This is a genomic window from Ekhidna sp., assembly GCF_040223195.1.
Taxonomy (GTDB): Bacteria; Bacteroidota; Bacteroidia; order Cytophagales; family Cyclobacteriaceae; genus Ekhidna.
Genome location: NZ_JAVKDX010000006.1, coordinates 132,834 through 144,377, shown reverse-complemented (window position 1 = coordinate 144,377; position 11,544 = coordinate 132,834). Strand labels below are relative to the sequence as shown.

The following is an 11,544-nucleotide window of genomic DNA, read 5'->3' as shown; positions in this document are numbered from 1 at the left end:
AACCAGAAAACTGAACTGCTAATTCCTTTTTGTGTTGGCTGGATTCAAAAAATCTTCCCTTAATCCACCTAATTTAAATAGAGAATGGGGTGAAATCTGATGAGCTTTTACAGACGGTAAACTATGTGTAGCTACGGTTAAATGGATCATCCAATAAAAAAGGCCCACCCCAGGCAGACCTCTTTTGTGTTTTTCAAACTGAGATTCCAGCTCCTAAAGCTCAAACTTGATCCCTTGTGCAAGTGGGAGCTCCGTAGAATAGTTAATCGTATTGGTTTGGCGTCTCATATATGCTTTCCAGGCATCCGATCCGGACTCACGCCCTCCACCGGTTTCTTTCTCACCACCAAAAGCTCCGCCAATCTCAGCACCGGAAGTTCCAATGTTTACATTGGCAATGCCACAATCAGACCCTGCGTGAGAAAGGAATAGCTCAGACTCACGAATATTTGTAGTCATGATGGCCGATGAAAGCCCTTGCGGAACTGCATTCTGCATCTCGATGGCTTCTTCAATGTCCGAATATTTGATCAGGTATAAGATTGGGGCAAATGTCTCATTGCATACGATATCGTAATCGTTTTGCACTTCATAAATTGCAGGCTTCACGTAGCAGCCAGACTCATATCCCGCTCCTGAAAGTACCTCTCCTTCAATCACTGTTTTTCCACCTTCGGCTTTCACTTTCTCAATGGCATTCAGGTACATTTTTACGGCATCCGTATCGATGAGTGGCCCCACGTGATTGTTTTGATCCAATGGATTTCCAATTCGCAACTGCCCATAAGCATTTTTCAATTTCTCCTTCACCTCCTCGTACAGGCTCTCATGAATAATTAGCCTTCTGGTGGAGGTACATCTCTGTCCGGCTGTGCCCACTGCTCCGAAAACGGCCCCTGGTACCACAATATTCAGGTCCGCATGCTTGGAAATGATGATGGCATTATTTCCGCCAAGCTCCAGGATGTGCTTTCCAAGTCTGGCACCCACAACTTCGCCCACTGCTTTACCCATTCTGGTAGAGCCCGTTGCTGAAATTAGAGGAATTCGTGTGTCAGCAGCCAGTTTCTTTCCGATCTCCACATCACCAATGACCAGCCCACAAACACCCGGGTGAATATCATTTTTCTCGAACACCCGTTGTGCGATTTTCTGACAAGCGATTGCTGATAGTGGCACTTTTTCTGAGGGCTTCCATACACACACATCGCCACACACCCAGGCCAGGGCGGCATTCCAAGACCAAACAGCTACCGGGAAGTTGAAGGCTGAAATAATCCCCACAATGCCCAGCGGATGCCACTGCTCATACATTCTGTGGGCGGCTCTTTCCGAGTGCATGGTTAATCCATAAAGCTGGCGGGAAAGGCCAACGGCAAAGTCACAGATGTCGATCATCTCCTGCACTTCTCCAAGTCCCTCCTGAAGGGACTTCCCCATTTCGTAAGAAACCAATGCGCCTAATTCCTGCTTGTATTCTCGCAATTCATTTCCAAGCTGACGCACGATCTCGCCCCTCTTTGGAGCCGGGATCAGTCTCCACTCCTTAAAAGCTGCCTGAGCTTCAGTGATCACCTGATCGTAGGCCTTAGCATCAGCCAGGGTGACGTTCGCAATCACACTTCCGTCTACCGGAGAATAGGATGAAATTTTTTCACCGCTGGTATTCAGCCACTTATGGCCAATTGCAGCTCCTTGGTTATTTTCTTCTACTTGTAGTTTCTTTAGAATCGCTTGAATATCCTGAGACATGTTATTTTGTTATTAATAATTGGATCGCAAAGCTAAGAAATGCATGGAAGGGTGGAAATATTTTTATAAATTGTGATCAGTTAAAATGGGGAGTTTAGCCACCACATCGCCCAAAAGTCCCCGATCTGTTTTTTCAGAGACACAAAAGAGAAAGATTCATCACCTCTTCAACGTACTGGATATTGATCGGAACGGACAACTACAGCCCAATGACTTTGTCAATGTTGGACGGAAGATTGTTGTCCAGCTGAAGCTTAAACAAAGCTCCAGAAGCGCACGATTGATTCTTTTAAAATCGCACAGATTATTTGTGCAATTGCTTGCCGACCTGCACAATCCAGAGCTTAGCCTCACTTTATGGGATTGGATCGCATTTTTCAGGGATCAGATCGAGTCAGGTGACGATCGGATTTTGAGGCATTACATTCAGCGTACTTCCAGGCATATTTTTGACTTGTTTGATATGAACAAGGATCGGCTGATTTCAAGAGAGGAATATGCCAATATGCTTACTATCTATAATATCTCTCACAAAGTAGCGATTCAGGGTTTTGAGGAATTAGACACAAATAGTGACAACTTTATCTCTGCTGATGAGATGGTGGAAGGGCTGACTAACTTTTTCCGATCCGAGGATTCGGAAGCAAAGGGCAACCTGATTTTTGGCGAATGGAAGTAGGTTAGAAGATTAATTTCCAGCGAAAGGCCCATTTCCAGCTAAGCTCATACTTCTCAATTCCTGCATTTCTCATTATTTCCTCAATTTCCTTTTTCTTAAATCCGCGCGCTACCGAGATAGCTGCATCATTTTGTACCATGGAAGACCGTGAAAAAAGAGTAGTGAGCAGCGAGATGCTCCAATAAGCCAATGGATGGCGATGGAGGTCATTGATGATCACGCCAATCCTTGACTGCCTTTTGAACTGTCCAAAGAGCTTACTCAACTGCGCTGAGGTGAAATGATGGGTGAAAAGACAGCAATGAATGATATCGTAGGATTCCTTTGCAAAAGCCCTATCCAGTATATTCATCGAGGAATAGGCTATTTCAGGAAAGTCCCTGGTATTTTCTTTCGCATACTCCACAATGTGCTCATTGGCATCTATCCCTATGAATTTGGCTTTTAATCCTTTTCTGCGGGCCCAACTGGCCATCTCCGCCATGATGTCTCCACCACCACAACCGAGATCGGCTAGCGTGATGTTTTGATGCCCATGCGCAAGTTTCCTGAAAGCACTCACACTAATTTGGTTTCCTCCCAGCCGCCTATTAATTGTATTTAGCTCGCGCAATGTTTGCCCAATGATCTCTCCTGAGATGGTGAGATCATCCATGATTTCCTGCTCTTCCGAACGGTGCTCAAGCATGGACGTGTGTTTTTAGCACGGCACTTTCCATCGTCAATCCCGGACCAAAAGCAAAGCTGAGCAAGTACTTTTGATCATCCTCAACAGTGAGGGCATCCATGATGGATTTGATCACAAACAACACCGTAGGGGAAGACATATTGCCATGCGATTGGAGAATATCCCTGGCGGGTTTATTCTGCTCACGGCTGATTTCCAGCTTTTCCTCTATGACTTCTAGTATTCGTTTTCCGCCGGGATGGATGGCAAAAAAGTCAATGTCTGAAACCCGCAGCTTGATCTCATCCAGCAAACGATGGGTTAGCTGACCAATTCCATCTTTTATTACATCCGGCACCCTGCTGGTCAGGTGCATTTCGAATCCATGATCGCCAATGTACCAGCCCATCTCATCTTTGGCCTCAGGGGCCAGGTCGCTATAAAAATTCGTCAATTCCAGTGATCGTACCAAGGGCCTGGCAGACACTAGCATGGCTGCTGCGCCATCACCAAAAATGGCATTAGCCAGTAGGTTTTCATCGTCCTTCTTTTCCTGAAGGTGGATGCTGCACAGCTCCACACAAACGATCAGGACGTTGGCCGCCGGATCAGCAGCGATAATGTGCCGTGCCACTTTCATAGCATTAAAAGCAGCATAACATCCCATGAAATTGATGGAAGTGCGCTGCGTGGAAGTAGCCAGCCCAAGTTGGTTGATTAACTCTATGTCAAGACCCGGAGCGTACATGCCTGTGCAGCTCACAGCAATTAGATGAGAGATTTCTTTTTTCTCAATTTCTGAAGATGAGATTGCCTCTTCACACGCCTTTCTGGCAAGTTTGATGGCATGCTGCTGATAAATCAGCATTCGTGGCTTGGCGGAAGGAAAGGTCTCATTTTCTTTAAAAAAACTCTGTCCATTCAGATTTTTGCTAAAGTCCCGAAGCACAGAATAGCGCTGCTTGATGCCGCTGGCTCGATAGAGTACCCGAAGTTTCCTTTCTTCCTCTTCGTTCAGGTGCAGATGGTTGACCATAAAATCAGCTATCTGGCTCTGGCTGGCCAGATTGGCGGGTACGGCCGTTCCTATAGAGTTTATAAATGCGGGCATCTGCTTGTAGTTCATTAATATTAACCAACTTTTGGTCGAGAAGATTAATTAAGCTTGAAAAAATCCACAATCCTTCACTTGCGTATTCCGTTCTCCTTTTTTCTTTTACCGGTCTTTCTGCTGGCACTGGCTGTTTCGAATGAAGTAGACCTAACCAATACAGCTCTTACTTTCTTTATCCTGCACTTTTTGGTCTATCCGGCTAGCAACGGGTACAATTCCTATTTTGATAAGGATGAGGGAAGTATTGGTGGATTGAAAAATCCCCCCAGGGTAAGTAAGGAATTGTATTATGTTTCCCTGTTTCTCGACTTGGTGGGGCTTGCCCTTGGGTTTCTTATTTCTGTGGAATTTGTAGTTATGATTCTGATTTACGGGTTGGTTTCTAAAGCATATAGTCATCCATCCATCCGCCTAAAAAAATATCCGATCTTGGGCTGGTTAGCTGCCGGGGTTTTTCAGGGCTACTTCACTTTTCTATTAAGCTATATTGCTATTAATAGTACTACCATTTTGGACACCAATGTTTTTCAGATTCAATTTCCAGGGATTTTGAGTAGCATCCTTCTGCTTGGGTCATACCCCATGACACAAATATATCAGCATGAAGAAGACGCGAAAAGAGGTGATATCACCATTAGTCAAAGACTTGGCATTATTGGTACTTTCCATTTTACAGCGCTGACTTTTCTAGTAGCAACCTCCGGATTTACCTATTACTTTTTGAGTCAGTATTCATGGAACCAAGTACTGGTTTTCTTAGGGGCTATGCTTCCGATTTTGGGATACTTCGGATGGTGGTATCTCAGGGTTCGGCAGGATAAAAGCCACGCCGATTATGAATCCACGATGCGACTGAATTTCATTTCATCGCTGATGCTGAATGGCTTTTTCACATACCTGTGGCTCAGCTGAATGGAGAGCCGTGCGTCTGCTTCATTAGGAACTTGGCGAAAATGCCTGAGCCTTTTCCCATACTTACTGCCACTTCAGAAGTAAACGACGCTCCGAACAGTCTTTGAATGTGCCGGCCTGCCCACAATCGCTTTGCAAAGTGTTTGTTCCACTGATTTTCATATTCTTTTTCAAGCTGGGATCGATCGAATCCATTTCTGAGGTTTAGTGTAATCAACTCGCTTAAAATCTTAGCTGAGTGGATCGCCATGGCCATTCCATTGCCACAGAGGGGTGTGATCATCCCGGCCGAGTCACCGGACATCAGAATGTGATTAAAAATCGGCTCTTTCTTTTCGAAGGTGATTTCATTGATCACTTCCGGTTTATCAAACAAGGACTCTGCATTATTCAAAATATCCTTTAGCTGAGGATTCTTCCTCAAAACCTCAGCCTCCATTGCTTCTATGGATTTGTGCTTTTTGAGGTTGGACCGGTGGGAGAGGTAGCACAAATTGAACTTGTCGTTTTCTATCCGGCTCACCCCACAGTAGCCTCCATGAAAATTGTGAAGAGCGATCACATCGTTGGCCACCACGTCAGTCCTGATGTGATACTTAACCCCGACATAGGGTGATCTTTTCTGAATAAAATTCCTGCTTAGATTCTTATCCAAAAAGCTCCGCTTCCCGAAAGCCCCTATGACCAGCCTGGCCTGATGGAGCGTGCCGGAGTTGCTTTGAAGCTCAAAGGAATCCGAAAGAAAATTTACCTGGGTGACTCGATCATGAACGACATCTACTCCTTCACGCATGGCGATTTTTACCAGCCATTCATCCAGTGCATGCCGACTAATTCCAAAGCCCCCCAGATCCAGAGGCATGTGCAGGCTTTTGCCTGAGATGGAGCTTAGCTGAAATTTGTTGATCGGTACGGGCTCCAGTTCTTCCGGATAAAGTTGATGCTTCTTTAGAAAAGGAATCACTTCATTGGAGATGTATTCGCCGCATACGCGATGAAACGGATACCTTTTCTCTTCAAAAAGCTGGACAGAAAGTCCTTCCCGATTCAGCAAAATGGCGTTTATGAGTCCGGCCAGTCCCCCTCCAATGACGATTACATCTTTCACTTCCCTAAAATATGGAATAAAAAAAATCCGTCTGCGAGACGGACTTGAAATAATCAGATTTACCTAACCTATAAACCTAAACCATAGTGTGCTTTGCTGCCATCCGGATAGACACCCTCGATGAGGATGCCGTCTGTCCTTGGCCGCTTAAAGTAATCTTCCAGGTCCCGGATGTTGTTGATTTTCACATTATCGATCCCTGTAATGATGAATCCTTCTTTCATTCGAACCTCTCTCCATTTGCCATCTCCCAGTTCTTTGATCTGTACGCCACCGTCAAGGTCAAGTTTGTCTTTTAGCGCATCGGAAACGTTCACGAAAGTGGCACCTTCCACGCGAAAGTCTGAAGCAAGCTCTACTACATCAAGGGTGCCTTCCTCATTTCTTAGTTTAGCGATGGTGATTTTTTCCTTGCCATCACGGATGAATTTCACTTCCACTTCATCGCCAGGTCGTTTGATCGCTATTTGTTCCTGAAGTTGTGCCACATTGTTTACAGGTTTATCGTCAATTGCCACAATCACATCACCTTGCTGCATACCTGCTTTGTCAGCGGCCTTATTGGCCATTACTCCACTCACGTAAACCCCTCGCAGGACATTCAGGTCAAATTGTTCAGCTACCTGCGCATTCACATCTCCAATTTGAATGCCGAGAAGGGCCCGCTGAACGGTACCGTATTCGATCAGGTCACTCACCACTTTTTTCACCAGCGAAACGGGCACAGCAAATGAATACCCGGCAAATGCGCCGGATGGTGATGCGATGGCTGTATTGATGCCTACCAGCTCGCCATTTAGGTTTACGAGTGCTCCTCCGCTGTTCCCCGGGTTTACCGCTGCATCGGTTTGGATGAATGACTCTATGCGATAATCGCCGTTTAGAATATTGATGTTTCTTCCTTTGGCACTAACGATCCCGGCTGTAACAGTAGATCTGAATTCATAGGGGTTGCCAATGGCCAGTACCCATTCGCCGATGTTGATTTTGTCTGAATCCCCATACCTCACTGCTACCAAGTTTTTTTCATTCACTTTCAGTACAGCCAGATCTGTATCTTCATCCACCCCCACTACTTTGGCTCGGTAGCTTCGATTGTCATTCAGCACCACCTCAATCTCGTCTGCTCCCTCGATCACATGGTTGTTGGTAACGATGTATCCGTCTGCTGAAATCACAACGCCTGATCCTGCTCCTCGTGCTGGTCCACCCCTGCGTTCATACCTTTCCCCGAAGTAGTCTTTGAAAAATTCATTGAACGGACTGTTTGCTCGCATGCCATTGGCATAGGTGGTTCTGATATGCACCACGGAGGGTGTTGCATTTTTCGCTGCGAAGACAAAATTCAGCCCTTCCGGAACAACAAAGTCGGAAGAGTCAAACACATAATTTGTTAGGCTTACGGGGTTTGCATTTCCATTGGTCGATTGAACAATTCGTTCTTTTGGCACAATGAGTGTGTAACCTGTCACTGCCACGATTCCTCCGAACAGGGAGGAAAAAATCATTGCCATCATTAAGCTTCTTTTACTCATCATCGCTTCTAGTTTATGCTTATCCTTATATCGTAAAAATGCATATTTGGTTTTGCATCATCACTCGGCAGTAATGATGATTAACCAATCTTAACAAAAAAAGGGCATCTACCAGTTGGCAGACACCCCTAATCACCTACTCAAAACACTTACTTAACTGCTATTTGCTTCTTGGTTGATTTCTTCTCGTCTTTAGGAAGAACTATGGTCAAAACTCCATCTTGGTAAGAAGCATCCACTTTTTCTTTGTTGATTACATCCGGCAGATAGAAAGTCCGGTTGAACGTACCATAGTAGCTTTCCACGCTATGGAAGTTTTTCTCCTTTTTCTCGTTCTCAAACTTTCTTTCTCCACTGACGGTGATTTGATCGTCATTTAAGTCGATGTTAAAATCACCTTTCTTCATGCCTGGCACATGCAGCTGAATCTCAAATTCCTTTTCCGTTTCAGCAATGTCCACTTTTGGTGAAAATGTTGGCAAGGATCCACCAACAAATTCATCATTGAAAAACCTGTCTACCAAACTTCTAAAGCTTGCAGGTCTGTAATCGTTTGTGTTGTACTTTATAAGTCCCATTTCCTTAAGTTTTATGTTTTACAAAATGCTTTTTAGTGTTGGAGTGATCTAATTCTGTACCAATGCAGAAATCAAAAACTAATGGTGACATTATGTCTTATTTGTGGCGCACAATAGAAAAACATACTGTCATTATGTCTTGATGTGATTTACAATTCAATGTGTGAAAATTTTTAGTTGTGTGCATTGAGAATTGTAATTTGGATGTTTACATTTGCACTCCTTTTTAAAGACATTCCTCCTTAGCTCAGCTGGTTAGAGCATCTGACTGTTAATCAGAGGGTCCTTGGTTCGAGCCCAAGAGGAGGAGCAAAGCCTGGCAAAACGCCGGGCTTTTTGTTTCCCAGCTTCTACCAACTAAAGTTAATCGAATACTTTCTGGAAATTTCTTATGCTAAAATCAGAATTTCATAGTGCTTTCTTAACTTTATACCCAAACCATCAATAATCCTTGAAAACATTTAGAAAGGTACTTCTTGTTGACGATGACGATATCGTCAATTCAATCAACTCGGTAATCATCAAGCATGCAAAATTTGCAAATGAAGTAGAGTCTATTAATAATGTCTCTCATGCCATTGAGTTTCTTAGCCAAACGAAAAATTCCGACGAGAAGCCTGATGTTGTCTTTCTTGATCTGAATATGCCTGAAAAGGATGGTTGGGATTTTATCGAGGAGTACGAAAAACTGAACATGAATGGGGCTACCAAAATTATCATGCTGACTTCCTCTATTTCAGCCAAAGACGAGGAGCGGGCGTCTTCTTCCAGCCAAATTACGGCCTTCATTTCCAAGCCCTTGTCGCCAGAACTGCTTGAAACCATCTACGACCAGCATCTGGCCAACTAGTTCAATCGAATGGCGATCGTTGCGCCGTTTCTAGGCTCACTTTCCACACGGATGCCTCCACGGTGATAATCTATGATTGTCTTGATCACATACAATCCAAGTCCGGCACCATCCACATGCGAATGAAGTCTCGTATAAGGCCTGAATATCTCATCCTTATATTTTATTGAATCAAAGCCCAGCCCATTGTCCTTAAAAATGATGGTGGTGTAGCCATTCACCCTCTTTGATTTCACCTTAATCTGAAGCGGCTTTTCCGGGTCCCGGTATGCAAGAGAGTTGGCAAGCAGATGCTTGAAGATGACCCTGAGCTGGGACTTGGGATACTCAACCATTGGGCACTCGGAAAAATCCTTTTTTATAGTTGCATTGGAGCTTTTGATTTTGGTGATCGTGTTGGCTACTACCTCCTTCAAGACCTCATCGACGATCAGTTCCTCCTTGTCCGATGGCAGCTCTTCCCTGACTTTATTAACTTCTACAAGTGCATTGACGGACTTTTCGAGTTGCTGATTGGTCTTCTTCGCATTGTTAAGGATAGCCTTGAAATTAGAGGCGTTTAAATTATCCTTGCTAAGCATATCCAACAATGAGCCAAGGTTGGTAATTGGTGCCTTAAGGTCGTCAGCGGTGCTATAGGAGAAGTGGATAAACTGATCGATTTCCTTTTGGGAATAGCTTAGTCGATCAGCCATTTCATTAAACGATTCTACAATATCACTGGTGATGCTATTAGAGCTGAGCTTGATCCGTGTGCTCAGGTTGCCCTTACCTATCCGCTCTGCACCGGTTCGGATATCTTCCAGCGGCCTCCATATTTTATAGCTAAATGTATACACCGCAAGTAAGGATAGGATGATAAAAAGCAGAGTGAGGGTCACGATCCATTTCATGGAAAGCACCTCTTCCTGCTCCACAATTTTTACCAAAGCCTCTGTAAACATCTCATGGCGCATGAGAACACCTTCCACTTGTTTATTGAATTGATCTTCCTCAGATTCTACCCTCTCGGATGCAAAAACTGCTTCCTCCAGCCTGCCCTCCTCCAGCAAATCCATGACCTCAAGAGCATGGTCTTCGTAGCTTGTATGGTCACTTTCCAGCTTCTTGATGGACAGAAGTAAACCTTTCAATTTGATCCGCTGAGCCTCCTGATTTGTCATCTTTAATGCATCAGTCACGGCTTGCTCTGCTTCGAGCAAATCCACATCAACCAATTGAGCCAGGTACCTGAAAGTGCTGTCTGCCTCGGCAAATCCATGAATGGCTACTTCATTGCCTGGACTCATCTCCTCCGCATACCGAATTGCCCGCTCGAAAGAAATGGCCTGCTCCAATTGATTGGTCTCTACCTGGGTCAGTATTTCGATGATGGGAAGGTCTATGTTGGCTACATCGTCAATGTCTTTGTGCGTTGTGACGATTCGCAGCAGGCCGAAAGCACCCAGGATCAGTATCAGAAATATGATGAAAGTGCTGCGGCGGAGTATTACCTCCTTTATTCGGTTAGGTCGCTTGGTCATTTAGGGTGATGGTTGGCGCAGTTCTTAAAAACCGGGACTAATCTAATTCAATTTTTGCGGTCATCACACGGATTGCATCGTCCAGGTTCATGGTTTCAATTTTCAATTGTTGCAATAACTCTTCATAGGCCTCCCTGTTTTCCCAATTAAGTTTAATCAAATCGATCAATGCCAAAATGGTGGACAAAGGATGGCGGATACTGTGAGAGGTGTAAAAGGCGTGATCAGAAAGCTTTCTGGCAAGTTTCTCCTTCTCCTTCTCCTCACCCTTCAGTGAGCTTAGCTCTGATCTGTGCAAAAAATCCTCCTTCAATCTCAACAGTGCATCATAACACCGACTGATCAAAGAGGCAGCAGTCACCATGATCATTTGATCCACCTCGGTGAAGTCCTTATTTGCTTTCCATTCCACCGCTAAAATTCCGAACAGATTGTGCTCATTCCAGATTTGGATACTAGCCCAGGATCGTAGCTTATTTTTCAGCAGATGATCCACCACAAATTCTTCCAATTCCTTTGATTCATTGGTGCTCTCGATATGTAAGAAAGGCTCACTTTTTAAAGTCTGACAAAACTGAGGAAAAGTGGATTTGTCTAATGCTTCACCATTGCATGCTTCTCTACTTTCCATATCAAAGCATTGAATACTTTCAAACTCGTCACGCTCTGTTCGATGAAGCCAAAAGGATACCCGAAAAGCATTCAGGCTATTGCAAACCACGGGGATCAATTCGGAAATGAAATCTTTAAATTTTCCACTCTGCAAAGCCTCCGACATGGTCAGCTTCATGATGGCATCAATCCTATTTTCCTTTGGCACACTCAT

11 protein-coding genes and 1 tRNA gene are annotated in these 11,544 nt (G+C 44.4%); 4 read left to right on the top strand and 8 right to left on the bottom strand.

Features of this window, described 5'->3' with window-relative positions; all coding sequences use genetic code 11:
* Positions 1-213: 213 nt before the first annotated feature.
* Positions 214-1,752: an L-piperidine-6-carboxylate dehydrogenase gene (amaB, locus tag RLN88_RS02055; protein WP_350219708.1), complete on the bottom strand. Its 1,539-nt coding sequence runs from the start codon at positions 1,750-1,752 to the stop codon at positions 214-216.
* A gap of 85 nt (positions 1,753-1,837) precedes the next feature.
* Here amaB and RLN88_RS02050 point away from each other — a divergent pair, with 85 nt between their 5' ends.
* Positions 1,838-2,431, top strand: a complete 594-nt coding sequence (locus RLN88_RS02050) for an EF-hand domain-containing protein (RefSeq protein WP_350219707.1) — start codon at positions 1,838-1,840, stop codon at positions 2,429-2,431.
* 1 nt (position 2,432) lies between these two features.
* Here RLN88_RS02050 and RLN88_RS02045 read toward each other — a convergent pair whose 3' ends face one another.
* Together RLN88_RS02045 and RLN88_RS02040 are read right to left on the bottom strand one after the other, a co-directional pair.
* Entirely contained in the window at positions 2,433-3,119 is a 687-nt protein-coding gene (locus tag RLN88_RS02045; RefSeq protein ID WP_350219706.1) for a methyltransferase domain-containing protein, read from the bottom strand.
* Positions 3,112-4,224 carry a type III polyketide synthase gene (locus tag RLN88_RS02040; protein ID WP_350219705.1) on the bottom strand — a complete coding sequence of 371 codons (1,113 nt, stop codon included), beginning with the start codon at positions 4,222-4,224 and terminating at the stop codon, positions 3,112-3,114. The genes RLN88_RS02045 and RLN88_RS02040 overlap by 8 nt, the downstream gene beginning before the upstream one ends.
* A gap of 39 nt (positions 4,225-4,263) precedes the next feature.
* On the opposite strand from RLN88_RS02040, the gene RLN88_RS02035 reads away from it, so the two are divergent.
* Positions 4,264-5,124, top strand: a complete 861-nt coding sequence (locus tag RLN88_RS02035) for a UbiA family prenyltransferase (protein WP_350219704.1) — start codon at positions 4,264-4,266, stop codon at positions 5,122-5,124.
* Here the strand turns inward: RLN88_RS02035 and RLN88_RS02030 are convergent.
* From RLN88_RS02030 to RLN88_RS02020, 3 genes are all read right to left on the bottom strand, one after another.
* A complete protein-coding gene (locus RLN88_RS02030) occupies positions 5,117-6,232 on the bottom strand; it encodes an NAD(P)/FAD-dependent oxidoreductase (RefSeq protein WP_350219703.1) in 1,116 nt (371 codons plus the stop codon). The two genes, RLN88_RS02035 and RLN88_RS02030, sit on opposite strands and share 8 nt — an antisense overlap.
* A 68-nt stretch (positions 6,233-6,300) precedes the next feature.
* A complete protein-coding gene (locus RLN88_RS02025) occupies positions 6,301-7,770 on the bottom strand; it encodes a Do family serine endopeptidase (protein ID WP_350219702.1) in 1,470 nt (489 codons plus the stop codon).
* Between the two features lie 146 nt (positions 7,771-7,916).
* The gene (locus tag RLN88_RS02020; protein ID WP_350219701.1) at positions 7,917-8,345 is read right to left on the bottom strand and encodes an Hsp20/alpha crystallin family protein; all 429 of its coding nucleotides are present in this window, start codon (positions 8,343-8,345) and stop codon (positions 7,917-7,919) included.
* A 236-nt stretch (positions 8,346-8,581) separates the two neighbouring features.
* Between RLN88_RS02020 and RLN88_RS02015 the strand changes: the two genes are divergently transcribed.
* Together RLN88_RS02015 and RLN88_RS02010 are read left to right on the top strand one after the other, a co-directional pair.
* Positions 8,582-8,655: transfer RNA gene (locus RLN88_RS02015), tRNA-Asn, on the top strand.
* A 141-nt stretch (positions 8,656-8,796) separates the two neighbouring features.
* On the top strand, positions 8,797-9,195 hold the full coding sequence (locus RLN88_RS02010; RefSeq protein WP_350219700.1) for a response regulator: 399 nt from the start codon (positions 8,797-8,799) through the stop codon (positions 9,193-9,195).
* Here RLN88_RS02010 and RLN88_RS02005 read toward each other — a convergent pair.
* Positions 9,192-10,718 carry a sensor histidine kinase gene (locus tag RLN88_RS02005; RefSeq protein ID WP_350219699.1) on the bottom strand — a complete coding sequence of 509 codons (1,527 nt, stop codon included), beginning with the start codon at positions 10,716-10,718 and terminating at the stop codon, positions 9,192-9,194. The genes RLN88_RS02010 and RLN88_RS02005 overlap by 4 nt on opposite strands.
* A 37-nt stretch (positions 10,719-10,755) precedes the next feature.
* A complete protein-coding gene (locus RLN88_RS02000; RefSeq protein ID WP_350219698.1) occupies positions 10,756-11,538 on the bottom strand; it encodes a hypothetical protein in 783 nt (260 codons plus the stop codon).
* Positions 11,539-11,544: the final 6 nt, after the last annotated feature.